The 14,119-nt window shown below is 69.4% G+C and carries 17 protein-coding genes; 6 read left to right on the top strand and 11 right to left on the bottom strand.

Going from position 1 to position 14,119, the window contains the following annotated elements:
• Window positions 1–23: 23 nt before the first annotated feature.
• The 5 genes from tsaE to coaA all read right to left on the bottom strand — a co-directional run bounded on the left by tsaE (window position 24) and on the right by coaA (window position 4,874).
• Window positions 24–509, bottom strand: a complete 486-nt coding sequence (gene tsaE / locus ACTJKK_RS16135; protein WP_247955714.1) for a tRNA (adenosine(37)-N6)-threonylcarbamoyltransferase complex ATPase subunit type 1 TsaE — start codon at window positions 507–509, stop codon at window positions 24–26.
• Complete coding sequence (gene alr / locus ACTJKK_RS16140) at window positions 506–1,612, bottom strand: alanine racemase (RefSeq protein ID WP_440748718.1); 1,107 nt, start codon at window positions 1,610–1,612, stop codon at window positions 506–508. The genes tsaE and alr overlap by 4 nt, the downstream gene beginning before the upstream one ends.
• Entirely contained in the window at window positions 1,609–1,968 is a 360-nt protein-coding gene (locus ACTJKK_RS16145) for a holo-ACP synthase (RefSeq protein WP_440748719.1), read from the bottom strand. Before ACTJKK_RS16145 ends, alr begins: the two co-directional genes overlap by 4 nt.
• A 52-nt stretch (window positions 1,969–2,020) precedes the next feature.
• Window positions 2,021–3,868, bottom strand: coding sequence for a glutamine--fructose-6-phosphate transaminase (isomerizing) (gene glmS, locus ACTJKK_RS16150; RefSeq protein ID WP_247632761.1), 1,848 nt, complete (start codon window positions 3,866–3,868; stop codon window positions 2,021–2,023).
• Window positions 3,869–3,929: 61 nt separating this feature from the next.
• Window positions 3,930–4,874 carry a type I pantothenate kinase gene (gene coaA / locus ACTJKK_RS16155; RefSeq protein WP_247623191.1) on the bottom strand — a complete coding sequence of 315 codons (945 nt, stop codon included), beginning with the start codon at window positions 4,872–4,874 and terminating at the stop codon, window positions 3,930–3,932.
• Between the two features lie 36 nt (window positions 4,875–4,910).
• On the opposite strand from coaA, the gene ACTJKK_RS16160 reads away from it, so the two are divergent.
• Window positions 4,911–5,849 carry a Ppx/GppA phosphatase family protein gene (locus ACTJKK_RS16160; RefSeq protein ID WP_440748720.1) on the top strand — a complete coding sequence of 313 codons (939 nt, stop codon included), beginning with the start codon at window positions 4,911–4,913 and terminating at the stop codon, window positions 5,847–5,849.
• Between the two features lie 71 nt (window positions 5,850–5,920).
• Here the strand turns inward: ACTJKK_RS16160 and glmM are convergent, their stop codons facing one another.
• The 5 genes from glmM to ACTJKK_RS16185 form a co-directional block, all read right to left on the bottom strand.
• Complete coding sequence (gene glmM, locus ACTJKK_RS16165) at window positions 5,921–7,279, bottom strand: phosphoglucosamine mutase (RefSeq protein ID WP_440748721.1); 1,359 nt, start codon at window positions 7,277–7,279, stop codon at window positions 5,921–5,923.
• A gap of 15 nt (window positions 7,280–7,294) precedes the next feature.
• Complete coding sequence (rpsI, locus tag ACTJKK_RS16170; RefSeq protein ID WP_247623194.1) at window positions 7,295–7,780, bottom strand: 30S ribosomal protein S9; 486 nt, start codon at window positions 7,778–7,780, stop codon at window positions 7,295–7,297.
• Window positions 7,781–7,807: 27 nt separating this feature from the next.
• On the bottom strand, window positions 7,808–8,254 hold the full coding sequence (gene rplM / locus ACTJKK_RS16175) for a 50S ribosomal protein L13 (RefSeq protein WP_102194388.1): 447 nt from the start codon (window positions 8,252–8,254) through the stop codon (window positions 7,808–7,810).
• Between the two features lie 181 nt (window positions 8,255–8,435).
• Entirely contained in the window at window positions 8,436–9,188 is a 753-nt protein-coding gene (locus ACTJKK_RS16180) for an MBL fold metallo-hydrolase (protein ID WP_404597522.1), read from the bottom strand.
• A 32-nt stretch (window positions 9,189–9,220) separates the two neighbouring features.
• Entirely contained in the window at window positions 9,221–9,889 is a 669-nt protein-coding gene (locus tag ACTJKK_RS16185; RefSeq protein WP_440748722.1) for an endonuclease/exonuclease/phosphatase family protein, read from the bottom strand.
• Window positions 9,890–10,056: 167 nt separating this feature from the next.
• On the opposite strand from ACTJKK_RS16185, the gene ACTJKK_RS16190 reads away from it, so the two are divergent.
• From ACTJKK_RS16190 to ACTJKK_RS16210, 5 genes are read left to right on the top strand one after another with little or no spacing between them, the layout of a single operon-like run.
• Window positions 10,057–10,362 (top strand): hypothetical protein, encoded by a 306-nt coding sequence (locus tag ACTJKK_RS16190; protein ID WP_336640852.1) that lies wholly within the window; start codon window positions 10,057–10,059, stop codon window positions 10,360–10,362.
• A complete protein-coding gene (locus tag ACTJKK_RS16195; RefSeq protein WP_440748723.1) occupies window positions 10,359–11,549 on the top strand; it encodes a hypothetical protein in 1,191 nt (396 codons plus the stop codon). Before ACTJKK_RS16190 ends, ACTJKK_RS16195 begins: the two co-directional genes overlap by 4 nt.
• Before the next feature lie 9 nt (window positions 11,550–11,558).
• Window positions 11,559–12,119, top strand: a complete 561-nt coding sequence (locus ACTJKK_RS16200; protein WP_440748724.1) for a hypothetical protein — start codon at window positions 11,559–11,561, stop codon at window positions 12,117–12,119.
• Entirely contained in the window at window positions 12,103–12,711 is a 609-nt protein-coding gene (locus ACTJKK_RS16205; protein ID WP_440748725.1) for a hypothetical protein, read from the top strand. The genes ACTJKK_RS16200 and ACTJKK_RS16205 overlap by 17 nt, the downstream gene beginning before the upstream one ends.
• The gene (locus ACTJKK_RS16210; RefSeq protein WP_440748726.1) at window positions 12,708–13,235 is read left to right on the top strand and encodes a hypothetical protein; all 528 of its coding nucleotides are present in this window, start codon (window positions 12,708–12,710) and stop codon (window positions 13,233–13,235) included. The genes ACTJKK_RS16205 and ACTJKK_RS16210 overlap by 4 nt, the downstream gene beginning before the upstream one ends.
• Window positions 13,236–13,249: 14 nt before the next feature.
• Here ACTJKK_RS16210 and truA read toward each other — a convergent pair whose 3' ends face one another.
• Window positions 13,250–14,092 carry a tRNA pseudouridine(38-40) synthase TruA gene (truA, locus tag ACTJKK_RS16215; protein WP_440748727.1) on the bottom strand — a complete coding sequence of 281 codons (843 nt, stop codon included), beginning with the start codon at window positions 14,090–14,092 and terminating at the stop codon, window positions 13,250–13,252.
• Window positions 14,093–14,119 lie beyond the last annotated feature (27 nt).

Genomic DNA, 14,119 nt, shown 5'->3' on the forward strand with positions numbered 1-14,119 from the left:
TGTCGCGCCGGGAGCGAGGGGACTCAGGCCTCGATGCGCGTCATGGTGAAGTAGCGCGGCGCATCGGCGTCGAGCTCGGCCGGATCGATCTCGCCGCCGTCATCGCCGACGGGACGCTCGAGCTCGATGTCCCACCAGGCATCGGCGAGGTCCTCCGCCATGCCGCGTCCCCACTCGACCACGACGACCGATCGCGCGAGGTCGAGGTCGAGGTCGTCGAGCTCCGCTCCGGAGCCGAGCCGGTACGCATCGACGTGCACCAGCGGCGCCCGGCCGACCAGCGACGGATGCGTGCGTGCGATCACGAACGTCGGGCTCTGCACCGGCCCCCGTACACCGAGCCCCTCGGCCAGGCCGCGCGTGAAGGTCGTCTTCCCGGCACCGAGGGGACCTGTGAGGATCAGCAGGTCGCCGGCTTCGAGCTGCTCGCCGATCAGGAAGCCCAGGCGCTCCATGTCGTCGGAGGAGGCGACCTCACGGCGCCCGAGGAAGGCGGGATCGACGCTCATGTCGTCCTCCGCGGAACGCGCGCTCCGATGCGGGTGACGATCTCGTAGTTGATCGTGTCGGCGGCATCCGCCCAGTCGGCGGCCGAGGGCACACCCAACGTGGGGTCGCCGAACAGCACGACCTCATCGCCGATCGAGACCGGGGTGTCTCCCACGTCGACGACGAACTGGTCCATGGCGATGCGGCCGACGTTGGTGAAGCGCTGTCCGCCGATCGAGACCGGCAGCCGACCCGACGCGTGCCGGGGCACGCCGTCGGCGTATCCGAGCGGCACGAGCGCGAGAGTCGTGTCGCGGTCGGTGCGATGGTCGTAGCCGTACGAGACGCCGGTGCCGGCGGGCACCCGGCGCACGGCGGCGACGGCTCCGCGGAGCGTCATCGCCGGACGCAGGCCCAGCTCGGCGGAGGTGCGGTCGTCGAACGGCGAGAGCCCGTAGATGCCGACGCCGATGCGCACCGCATCGAGCCGCATCTCGGGCCGGTCGATCGCGGCGGCCGTGGCGGCGATGTGCTGGATCTCGGGATGGATGCCGAAGGATGCCGCAACCTCGACCCCCTCCTCGAACTTCGCCAGAGCTGCGCGATCGTCGTCGAGGGACGTGTTGGAGAGATGGCTGAAGAGTCCCACCACCCGCAGACGTCCGATGCGTTCGTGCCGGGCGGCCTCGGCGAGGACCCGCGCCCAGTCCGCCGGGGCGATGCCGTTGCGCGACAGACCGGTCTCGAACTTCAGATGCACGGCGACGGGACGATCGACGCTCGCGACCGCCGCGGCGGCCTCCAGCTGATCGAACGAGGAGATGCCGAGCTCGATGTTCTCGGCCGCCGCACGGTCGAAACGCTCGCCGGGCGCGTGCAGCCAGGCGAGGATCGGGGCGGTGATCCCCTGCCGGCGTAGCTCGAGCGCCTCGGGGATCTCGGCGACGCCGAGCCTCGTCGCGCCGCCGGCCAGCGCAGCCACGGCGGCAGCGGCCGCTCCGTGACCGTAGGCGTTGGCCTTCACGACGGCGATGACCTCCGCACCGGTCAGACGACGGAAGTGGCGGACGTTGTCGGCGATCGCATCGATATCGACGGAGGCCTCTCGGAACGGAACGGTCACAGGTGGCCTCCCTCGGCGACGACGAATGCGGTCGCGAGTCCCGCGTCATGGCTCATCGTGAGGTGCAGGGTCGCGATCCCGCGCTCGACGATCACGTCGGCCGTCGATCCCGCCAGCACGAAGTACGGCCGACCCGATTCCTCCGACGCGATCTCGATCTCGGTCCAGTGCACGCCGTCCGAGCCGCCGAGCGCCTTGATCAGCGCCTCTTTCGCGGCGTACCGGGCAGCGAGCGACGGAAGCCGGAGGCTCCGCTCCGCGGGCGCGAAGAGACGCTCCAGGAGACGAGGGGTGCGCTCGAGGGTCCGCTCGAATCGCGGGATGTCGACGAGGTCGATGCCGGTCCCGATGATCACGGTTCCAGCCTACTCGCGGCGCACGGTCGGACCCGTGCACCGCGAACCCGGCTCATTCGACGGTGACGGACTTCGCGAGGTTGCGCGGCTGGTCGACGTCGAGCCCCTTCGCCGTCGCGAGCGCCATCGCGAAGATCTGCAGCGGGACGACCGCGAGCAGCGGTTCGAACATGGCGCCGGCGAGCGGGATGCGGATGACCTCGTCGGCGAAGGGCAGCACGGCCGCGTCTCCCTCTTCGGCGATCACGATGACCCGGGCTCCGCGGGCGCGGATCTCCTGGATGTTCGAGACGACCTTCGAGTGCACGAGCGCCGAGTGACGGGGCGAGGGCACGAGCACGAACACCGGCTGCCCGGGCTCGATGAGCGCGATCGGACCGTGCTTGAGCTCGCCGGCGGCGAAGCCCTCGGCGTGGATGTACGAGATCTCCTTGAGCTTGAGCGCGCCCTCGAGCGCGATCGGGTAACCCACGTGGCGGCCGAGGAAGAGCACCGAGCGGGTGTCGGCCATCCAACCGGCGAGCTGGGAGACGTGCTCGTTCTCATCGGCGAGCACCCGGGCGATCTTGTCGGGCAGGGCGCTGAGCTCGTCGACGTCGGTCGATGCGTCGGCGACCGAGCCGCGCACGCGTCCCATGTGCAGGCCGAGCAGGAGGAGGGCGGTGATCTGCGCCGAGAAGGCCTTGGTCGAAGCGACCGCGACCTCGGGGCCGGCGTGCGTGTAGACGACGGCATCCGATTCGCGCGGGATCGTCGCGCCCTGCGTGTTGCAGATCGACAGCGTGCGTGCGCCGCGCTCGCGGGCGTACTTGACCGCCATGAGCGTGTCCATCGTCTCGCCCGACTGGCTGATGGAGACGACGAGGGTGTCGGCGCCGATCACCGGGTCGCGGTAGCGGAACTCGTGGGCGAGCTCGACGTCGACGGCGACACGGGCCCACTGCTCGATCGCGTACTTGCCGACGAGCGCCGCGTACGAGGCGGTGCCGCACGCGGTGATGATGACGCGGTTGATACCGAGGAAGAGGTCGTCGAGTCCGTCGAGCTCGGGGATCACGACCTGGCCGTCATGGATGCGCCCGCGGATCGTGTTGGCGACGGCCTCGGGCTGCTCGGAGACCTCCTTGGCCATGAAGCTCGCCCATCCGCCCTTCTCGGCGGCGGCGGCATCCCACGAGACCTCGAACGGCTCGGGTTCGACCGGGGTGCCGGCGAAGTCGACGACGGTGACGGCGTCGGGCGTGATCGACACGATCTGGTCCTGCCCGATCGCGAGGGCGTGGCGGGTGTGCTCGACGAAGGCGGCCACATCGGAACCGAGGAAGTTCTCGCCCTCGCCGAGGCCGATCACGAGCGGGGAGTTGCGGCGGGCGCCCACGACGAGCCCCGGGTGGTCCTGGTGCACGGCCAGCAGGGTGAACGCACCCTCGAGGCGGTTGACGACGCTGCGGAACGCGAGCTGCAGGTCACCGCCGTTCTGCGCGTACTCGCGGCCGAGCAGGGCTGCGGCCACTTCGGTGTCGGTCTCGCTGCGGAACGCGACGCCGGCGGCCACCAGCTCATCGCGGAGCGAGGCGAAGTTCTCGATGATGCCGTTGTGGATCAGCGCGAGCTTGTCGTCGTCGGCGAGATGCGGGTGCGCGTTGACGTCGGTCGGGCCGCCGTGCGTGGCCCAGCGGGTGTGACCGATACCGGTCGTGCCGTCGGGCAGCGGGGCGTCGGAGAGCGAGTCGCGCAGAGCGCTGAGCTTGCCCGCCTTCTTGCGCATGCCGAGCGCTCCGTCGCCGTCGATGACCGCGACGCCCGCGGAGTCGTATCCGCGGTACTCGAGGCGGGCGAGACCGGCGAGAAGGATGTCCTGGCTGGGGCGCGGGCCCACGTATCCGACGATTCCACACATGCCGTCAAGAATAGGCGCGTTTTTTTGCGAGCCGTCCGAACAATCGAGCCCGCCCGGCGGGTCAGAGCTTGCGCAGGAGCACGCTCTCGACCGAGTGATCCGCGCCCTTGTTCAGCACCAGGCGGGCGCGATGCTTGGTCGGCATCACGTTCTCGACGAGGTTGGGCATGTTGATCTCGTTCCAGTACCCGAGGGCCGTCGTGATCGCCTCCTCATCGGTGAGGTGCGCGAAGACGTTGAAGTACGACGAAGGATTGCTGAACGCACCCTCGCGCAGGGCGAGGAAGCGCTCGACGTACCAGTTCGCGATGTGGTCGCTGTCGGCGTCGACGAAGATCGAGAAGTCGAAGAGATCGCTGACCGCGACGTCGTTCGGCGCCGCCGGCGGCTGGAGCACGTTCAGCCCCTCAACGATGACGACGTCGGGGCGACGCACCACCACGTGCGCGTCGGGGACGATGTCGTAGCGCATGTGCGAGTAGAAGGGCGCGCGCACTTCGGGCGCCCCGCTCTTGACCTCAGTGAGGAACTCGATGAGCGAACGCCGGTCGTAGGACTCCGGGAAGCCCTTGCGCTCCATCAGACCGCGACGCTCGAGCTCGGCGTTCGGGTAGAGGAAACCGTCGGTCGTCACCAGCTCGACGCGCGGCGTGCCGGGCCACCGGCTCATCAGCTCGCGCAGGAGACGGGCGATCGTCGACTTCCCGACCGCGACCGAGCCGGCCACACCCACCACGAACGGGGTCGTCGAGTCCTCCTCCTGGAGGAACGAGCTGGTCGCCGCGCCGAGGCGCTTGGTCGACGTCGCATACAGGCTGAGCAGGCGGCTGAGGGGCAGGTAGACCTCGCGCACCTCGTCGAGGCTCAGACGATCGCCGATGCCGCGGATCTCCACGACCTCGGTCTCGCTGAGCGGCTGATCGAGGTCGGCGGCCAGTCGCGCCCATTCCGCCCGCCCGATCTCTCGGTACGGCGAGAGCGGCTGCGTGGGGTCGACGGTGGTCACCCGACCATCGTATCGGGGCGACGGTAGTCTCTACGCGTGCGCCTCGGAGTCCTCGACATCGGTTCCAACACCGTCCACATGCTCGCCGCCGACGTGCGGCCGGGCGGGCGTCCGCTCGCGACGACGAGTGATCGCTCGGTGCTGCGCCTGATGCGGTATCTGCTGCCCGACGGCGCGATCTCCGAAGAGGGGGTCCTCGCGCTGGAGCGGGCGGTCGCGCAGGCCCGCCGGGTCGCCGAGGAGGAGCGCGTCGACGCGTTGCTCGCCACCGCGACCAGCGCCGTGCGCGACGCAGCAAACGGTGCGGACGTGATCGCACGGATCGAAGCCGCTCTCGGGCAGCCGCTGCAGGTGCTCGACGGCGAGACCGAGGCCGAGCTGACGTTCCTCGCGGTGCGGCGCTGGTTCGGATGGTCGGCGGGTCAGATCCTGCTCCTCGACATCGGCGGCGGTTCGCTCGAGATCGCTGCCGGCGGCGAGGAGCTCCCGGATGCCGCAGCATCCGTTCCGCTGGGCGCCGGGCGCATGACCGTGCAGTTCCTGCCGAACGATCCACCCGGAGAGGACGACGTCGAGCTTCTGCGCGCACACGCCCGCGACACCCTCGATCAGGTGCTGCCGCGCTTCGCGGACCTCCCCCGCCCCGACCACGTGGTCGGATCGTCGAAGGCCATCCGCTCCCTGGCGCGCCTCGTCGGGTACCCGGTTCCCGGGTGGTCGGGATCCGAGCGGATGCTGCTCCCCCGCGCGTCGCTGGGATCCTGGATCCCGCGCCTCGCGCGCCTGCCCGCGTCGGCCCGGCAGGAGCTGCCGGGAATCACACCGGATCGCACGTTCCAGATCGTCGCCGCCGCGGTCTCGCTGCACACGGCGATGACCGTGCTGAAGGTCGATGAGCTCGAGGTCTCGCCGTGGGCGCTCCGCGAGGGAGTGCTCCTGCGCTACATCGAGCAGCTGGGTCAGTCCCCGACCTGAGCTCGCGTCGGCCGCAAGGGCGCGAGCGGCTGCTCAGGACGGGGACTGCGCTCAGTGAAGAGCCGGGATCCTCAGAGCGCGAGGCGCTCGCGCACGATATCGGCGAGGCGGTCGGCGTAGGCCTGCGCGGATTCCGCGTCGGCGGCCTCGACCATGACGCGCACGAGCGGCTCGGTGCCGGACTTGCGCAGCAGCACACGCCCGGTGTCGCCCAGCTCGGTCGCGACCGCGCGGACGGCGTCCTGGACGACCTCGTCGTCATCGACACGGTCCTTGTCGACACCGCGCACGTTGATGAGCACCTGCGGGTAGACGGTCATCACGGCCGCGAGCTCGGCGATCGTCTTGCCCTGGCGCGCCATCTCGGCGACCAGGTGCAGACCGGTGAGCAGGCCGTCGCCGGTGGTGGCGAACTCGCTCATGATCACGTGACCGGACTGCTCGCCGCCAAGGGCGAAGCCGCCGGCGTTCATGTCTTCGAGCACGTAGCGGTCGCCCACCGCGGTCTGACGCACCGTGATGCCGTGCTCGCGCATGGCGACGTGCAGGCCGAGGTTGCTCATCACGGTGGCGACGAGCGTGTCGTCGGTGAGATGACCGCGCTCCTTCATCGACACCGCGAGGATCGCCATGATCTGGTCGCCGTCGATGACGTTGCCCGCGGCGTCCACGGCGAGGCAGCGGTCGGCATCGCCGTCGTGCGCGATGCCGATGTCGGCGCCGAGACGTACGACCGCCTCCGCGAGGTTGTCGAGGTGCGTCGAGCCGACGCCGTCGTTGATGTTGAGACCGTCGGGTTCGGCACCGATGACGATGACATCGGCTCCCGCGTCGCGGAAGGTCTCGGGCGAGACGCCGGAGGCGGCGCCGTGGGCGCAGTCGAGCACGACCTTGATGCCCTCGAGCCGATTCGGCAGCGACCCCAGGAGGTGCACGACGTACCGGTCCTCGGCATCCGAGAACCGGTCGATCCGACCGACGCCCTCGCCGGTGGGGCGCAGCATCTCGCCGGACATGGCGGCCTCGATGCGCTGCTCGACGACGTCGGGCAGCTTGACACCGCCGCGCGCGAAGATCTTGATCCCGTTGTCGGGCGCCGCGTTGTGCGACGCGGAGATCATGACACCGAAGTCGGCGTCACGGTCGGCGACGAGGAACGCCAGCGCGGGGGTCGGGATGACGCCGGCCTCGAGCACGTCGACGCCCGAGGAGGCGAGACCGGCGGCGACCGCCGCGGTCAGGAAGTGTCCCGAGACCCGGGGGTCGCGAGCCACGACTGCGGTCAGACGCTTGCCTTCGGCTTTGCGTGCCTCCGCAGTACGGCCCTGGCCCAGGACGACAGCAGTCGCCTGGGCCAGGGTGAGCGCGAGGTCGGCGGTGAGGATGCCATTGGCAAGCCCCCGCACACCGTCCGTGCCAAAGATCGGCATCGGAAGCAGTGGACCTTAACGCTTCGAGTACTGAGGCGCCTTGCGGGCCTTCTTGAGTCCAGCCTTCTTGCGCTCCTTGACGCGAGCGTCGCGCGAGAGGAAGCCGGCCTTCTTCAGGGTCGGGCGGTTGTTCTCCTCGTCGATGCCGTTGAGGGCACGGGCGATGCCGAGACGCAGCGCACCGGCCTGGCCCGAGGGGCCACCACCGGAGATGCGCGCGATGACGTCGTAGCCGCCGGCGAGGTTGAGGACCGTGAACGGGTCGTTGATGAGCTGCTGGTGCAGCTTGTTCGGGAAGTAGTCCTCGATCGAACGGCCGTTGACCGTGATCGTGCCCGAGCCGGGGATCAGACGCACGCGGGCGATGGCCTGCTTGCGACGACCGACTGCGGCGCCCGGAACGCTGAGCACGGGGCGGGGAGCCGCCTCGACTGCGTCGGTCTCGGGGGTCGAGGTCGAGAAGCTCTGGGGGGTTTCGGTGGTGTCCTGGATGTCAGCCACGAGTATGTCCTTAAGTCTGTACGGCGCTTACTGGGCGACCTGGTCGAGGGTGTACGGCTGGGGCTGCTGCGCGGCGTGCGGGTGCTCTGCACCGACGTACACCTTGAGCTTGGACAGCTGCTGCCGGCCGAGGCTGTTCTTCGGGAGCATGCCACGGATGGCCTTCTCCACGGCGCGGACCGGGTTCTTCTCGAGGAGCTCGGCGTAGGTGACCGACTTGAGGCCGCCCGGGTAACCCGAGTGGCGGTAGGCCAGCTTCTTCTGGAGCTTCTGACCCGTGAGCGCGACCTTCTCTGCGTTCACGATGATGACGAAGTCACCGGAGTCGATGTGGTTGGCGAAGGTGGGCTTGTGCTTGCCACGCAGGAGCGTTGCCGCGTGCGAGGCGAGACGGCCGAGAACGACGTCGGTGGCGTCGATGACGACCCAGTCACGCTGGACCTCGCCGGCCTTCGGGGTGTAAGTGCGCGTCACGATAGTGCTGCTTTCTTGTGTCGAACGGAGAAGTTCGTGAATCCCACTCCGGGGTGGTTCTTCCCGAGAGGGAGGAACACGCCAGTGGAGGGCTCACGTTCGGATGATGCACCCCGCCGACGAGCGACACGGGCACCAAAGAGACAGCATACGCTACCCGGCGCGGTCCCTCAAACCGGGCTCACGCGAGGTCGGACCGCTCCCCCGGCGTCAGCACACGCAGCCGGTGCCCCTGCTCGGCGTGCTCGAAGATCCCGACCAGCCGCTCGAGGGTCTCCGAGAAGTGGAGCCATCCCTCCGCGTGCACGGGCACGATGACGGCATCCGCCAGCACGCCCGCCGCCTCGAGCGCCGTCCGCGCGTTCAGCGTGAGATCGGTGTCGCCGAAGGCGCCGACGTTCGCGGCGCCCGTGAACAGCACCGCGATCGCGATCGCCGGGAACCGCTCGCCGATACGGCGCACGAGATCGACCGAGGCGTTGTCGCCCGAGACGTAGACGGTGGGCTCGCCGGGCGCCTCGAGCACGAAACCCGTGACGAACCCGACCACGGCCTCCGCCCCCTCGGGTCCGTGGAGCGCAGGCACCGCCGTCACGGTGACATCGCCGATCCGATGCTCCTGCCACGGTACGAGCCCCGCGACCTGCGGGATCCGCGTCGCCGACTCCGCCGTGCCCAGCACCAGCGGCACCTCGGGCAGCAGTGCACGGCCCGCGTTGTCGAGGTTGTCGGCGTGCTCGTCGTGCGACAGCAGCACCACGTCGATCGGGCCGAGCGCGGAGGGACGCACGGCCGGACCCGTCAGCTTGCGCAGGCGTGATCCTCCCTCGTACACGCCGGGCTCGTCGAACGTCGGATCGGTCAGGAAGCCGTAACCGCCGTACGTGAAGTACAGCGTCGGCCCGCCGACCAGGACTGCGGGAATCGTCGTCATGCTTCGAGTCTGCGGCATCCGGGTCTGCGGCGTCAGTCCGGATGCGCCGAGACGAGGATCGGACGATGATCGCTGGTGCCCTGCGGCAGGGTCGTGATCCGCTCGATCTCGAAACCCGTCGACGTCGCGAAGTCGTAGTGACCCCGGAACACGCGATAGCGCGTGTAGGTGTGATCGTCGCTGAGGGTCAGGGCGTACCCGTGGTCCCGCACGGCCTGGCCGAGATTCTCCTTGAACACCGGATAGTTGTAGTCCCCGACCATGAGCTGCGGCAGCCCCTCGCCGAGCGCCGCCAGCGACGTCAGCGCCGCTCGGATCTGATGCCGTCGCAGTGAGTTCAGCGCCGTGAGCGGAGCCGCGTGGAAGGACCCTACGATGATCTCGCGCCCCTCGTCGATGTCGACCAATCGCGCGGCGAGGATGCGCTCGTGTGCGGGCTTGAGCATGCGGTCGTGCAGCGACTTCTTGAGCCCGATCGCCCGGATCTCGCGCAACCGGAAAGTGCTCGAACGGTAGTAGAGGGCCAGGCCCAACCGGTTGCCCTGCGTCGCATCGGCGAGCACGAGGCCGCCGATGCTCTCGGGCAAGTGCTGCACGTCGCACTCCTGCAGACACAGGACGTCGGGATCGTGCTCGCCGACGAGCGCCACGAGCTCGCTGGCGGCCCGGTGCTTGCGGAGGTTGTACGAGATGACCTTCATGATCGTTGCCACGCTACCCCCGGCCGCTATGGGTCGGCTCCGGGTTGTCTCGGTCGCGCGGTTCTGTTAAGGGGAGATGGGGAGACCTCCCCATCGACGGTGCCGAACGGGCGTTGTTAGGTTGAGAGCACCGCCGATCACCACTCGACTCTTCCGAAGGAACATCCGTGGACGTACTGCTCGACCGTGAACGACTGCGCGACGCCCGAGACACCCTGAAGACCGCGAAGGACGACTTCGAGAACGCCGGCTCGATCAACGACACCCTGGAGCAGGCCATCGGCACGCCCCAGGGGAAGTCGAAACTGCGCGATCGGGTGGGCTGGTTCGAGTCGAACTGGTCGGGGAACCGCGACGAACTCACGGAGTCGGTCGAGAACGTCTACAAGCGGCTCGACGGCATCATCGAAGGCTGGGACGAGTGGGAGGCCGAGGCCTCTGCGCAGATCGAGGGGCAGGAGGACGGCTCGTGAGCAGCTCCCCCTTCACCGGCAACGAACTGCGCCAGTTCGATGGCACGCCCGAGACGATCGCCTCGACCGCCGAGCAGTACAAGACTCTGGGCGCCGCGATGAAGCGCACGGCGGACATCCTGCGCGATATCGCCGCCTCGCAGATCAGCCAGGGCACCGAGAAGCTCAGGGAGGACGCCGAGAACATCGAGTCCGACCTGCGTCAGGCCGGTGTGCGCTACGAGGGGACGGGCACGGCTCTCGCTCCGTACGCGACCGCCCTCGAGACGGCTCGCCTCTGGTACACGACCAATCACGCGGCTCTCGAGGCCGCGGAGACGTCGTACAACACGGCCGTCGCGGATCAGCAGGAGGCGATGTGGTCGCCGACCACCGACGCCGAACAGCACTCCGAGGACCTGCGCGATGCGGCGAACGCCGTGGATTCGGCATCCGAGGCGCGGGAAGACCTCTGGCGCGCATACGACAGCGCTTTCGCGGCGTGGGAGGAGGCCTTCGACACGGCCGCCGATGGCGTGGCCGACGCGATGGACGCCGCCGACAACGACGATGGGTTCTGGGGCGCGATCGCCACCGCGCTCGAGTACATCGGCTACGCGATCATCGCGATCGCGGTCGTCGCCCTTTTCGTCGTCTCGAGCCCCTGGTCCACGATCCTCCTCGCGGCCACGTTGGCGCTCTCGGCGATCCACCTCACCGGCACCATCTACCTCTATGCGAACGGCAAGGCGTCGCTCTCCGATGTGATCTGGAGCACGTTCGGACTCGTCACCGCCGGCATCGGCGGGCTCGCATCCCGGTCGATCCGCTTGGCCACAGCCGCGAACGGTGGGGAATCCCTGCTCAGCGCGTCCCAGAGCGCGTCACGACTCCCGGTGTTCGCGAGCGGCGTGCGCACCTCATCGATGCCGGGCCTCGGTGGCTTCGTGAACCCCTTCTCCACTCTTGCTCGTGGGTCCGAATGGGCCGCCCTCAACCGATGGGGCAACGCCCTCGCCGATTGGACTGCGAGGTCCGGCCCGCGCAGCGCCACCATCGCTGATGCCTGGGCGGATGCCGTCGTCACCGCGGTACCCAAGATCGGCGGCGCGGGAGCGACCTCGGTGGGCAGCTGGATCGCGGGCGTCCTCGGCGGCGCCTACAGTAGCCCGGCGAACCCGTTCTACTACTCGTTCGGGCGCCCGTAGACTGACGACATGCCGTTCTCGACGATGCCCGTCTTCGGGCTCAACCGTGGCGGGCTGCCTCTCCGCTTGGGCGTTCTCCGGCTCATCGCCGTCCTCGCCACGATCGTGACATTGGCGCAGTGGATCGTGCCCGTAGCAGCTCGATACATCTTCAACGGCGGGCGCATCTACTATTCCAACGAGCCATCGCGTCTCTCCGAGTCACTGCTGCCCTGGCCGGTACTCAGTGTTCCCGCGTGGCTGACGATCACCACCGGCCTGATCGCTATCGGGTGCGCCTCCGCATACCTTCTGCTCGGCGGTCTCGAGATCGCCGACGACATCGCGTACATGACCCTCGTGCCGCTCCTGGCGGGGTCCATGACGATCTTCATCGCGGCTTTCGAGAAGGATCCCACCGGAGTTTTCTGGACGCCGGGGGCCGACGGGTACCCGATCGGCTGGCACTGGATCGTCGCCCCCTTCACCATCGTGCTGATCGCGTCGGGCATCATCGCCTCCGCGCGCATGAAGCGGCTGCGAGCCGAACGACGCCGGAGAAGAGCGGAACGTCATGTCGCTCAGGGATGAGCTGCTGGGTCGCGCCGTTCCGACCCCGCGCGGCTACACGTTGCTCGTGCCGCCCGACTGGGGGCGCTTCGTCGCCGACGACTCGGGCCGCGACGAACTCGTGAGCCTGCTGCGCGCTCGGTTCCTCGAAGTGCATCGCCCCGAGCTGTTCGGGCAGGCGCGAGCCGCCGTTCATCAGCAGTGGGAGAGCCTGCGCCAGCGCGGGGCGATCGAGATCTACATGCCCGTCGTCCCGCCCGTCGAGGGCGGCACGCCCATGAGCATCGTCACGGTGCCCTGGATCGCGCAGGGCGCCTTCGCCGATGACGTACAGCGGCGCGCCAACGGCGCAGCAGTCGAGACGCTGGATGCCGGCGATGGATCCTCGGTCTACCGCTGGGAGACCGAGCGAGAGGGCCGGGGCGCGACCGAGGGCGTGTTCGCCCGTGAGATCTGTTACGTCCGCCCCTTCCCCGGTGCTACTCCGGAGCGCGGCATCCTCGTCATGGCATCGATCGTGCACCCCGGGATCGCCGAGGCCGGGCCGGCTCTCGACGGCTTCACCGCTCTCGCCGACGCCGTCGCCTCGACGCTGGTCTGGAGGTTCGAATGAGCGACGGCCTTCCCGAGGGGTGGCTGCCGACTCCATTCGGCGTGGACGAAGCCGAGGCTCCCGCACTCGCCGCCGCGCTCACACGGATCGCCGCCGACACTCTTCCCGGATTCATCGACGGTGACGACGCGCGCACCGCCATGGCCGCGACGATCGCCCGCGCACCTATCGCGGCGGGCACGGTCGGCCGCGTGTGGCACGTGCTCGGAGCCGAGGCAACGGGAGCGATCGTCGATCTCAGCGTGATCGAGGGCGACGGGCCGGTTCCCGATTCACCCTTCGCCCACACCGTGCCCCAGCGCGACGTCGTCTTCCCCGAAGGGCGAGCTGCGCTCTCCCTCGTCGCGCCCCGCGAGCACGTCCCCGTCGCGATGCTGCTGCGTGCGCAGCGACAGGACGGTGGCCGCACGCTCGTCGCGGACGCGATCGATGCGGCCCCCGTTCTCGGTCTCGTCCTCGACGACGTGATCGCGCTCGTCGGGGGCACGCCCCCGGGCTCCGAGGGCCTTCCGTCCGGCGACTGAGCCGCCGGACGCCGTCACTCGCTGTCGCGTCGCGCCCGCGTCTGCTCGGCGCGCGCGGCGAGCAGATCGTCGGCCGGATAGCCGACCTCGGTGAGGATCAGCCCCCGAGCGGCCAGCACCTTGAACTCACTCGTGCGGGTGAGCGCGTCGCGCAGCACCACGAGGTCGCCGACGTCCAGTCGCCCCTCCCCCACGGCCACGCAGGCGCCGACCAGCGCGCGCACCATGCTGTGGCAGAACGCATCGGCCTTGACCTCGGCGACCAGCACTCCCTCGGCGTCGCGGGTCCACCGGTAGTCGAGAAGCGTACGGATGGTCGTGGCCTCGTCGCGCGGTTTGCAGTAGGCGGCGAAGTCGTGCAGGCCGATGAGGGTCTGCGCCGCGGCATCCATCGCCGATGCGTCGAGTCGGCCCCGCACGCTCGTGGTGTCGAGGCGGCGCAGCGGATCGAACCCCGCGACCTCGTCGGCGAGCCGGTAACGGTAGCGGCGCCAGACCGCCGAGAACCGCGCGTCGAATCCCTCGGGCGCGATCGAGGTACGGTGCACCGCCACGTCGGAGTACGCGCCGAGCACTCCGCGCATGCGTCCGGCGATCGAGGCGGCCGGGTCGATGGCGGCGCGTCCGTGCCGGGACTCGATGCGCGCCCACTGCGCGTCGTCGAGGTCGACGTGCGCGACCTGGCCGGAGGCGTGCACTCCGGCATCCGTTCGTCCCGCGACGACCAGCCGCACGTCCGAACCGACGATCCGCGCCAGCGCCTCTTCGAGGGTGCCCTGCACGGTGCGCAGCGTCGGCTGTCGGGCCCACCCGCGGAAGTGGGTTCCGTCATAGGCGATGTCGAGCCGGATGCGCACGTCGACAAGCCTAGGACACCGACGACG

Origin of the sequence: Microbacterium sp. 22179 (genome assembly GCF_052045715.1) — a bacterium.
GTDB classification, from domain to species: domain Bacteria; phylum Actinomycetota; class Actinomycetes; order Actinomycetales; family Microbacteriaceae; genus Microbacterium; species Microbacterium galbinum.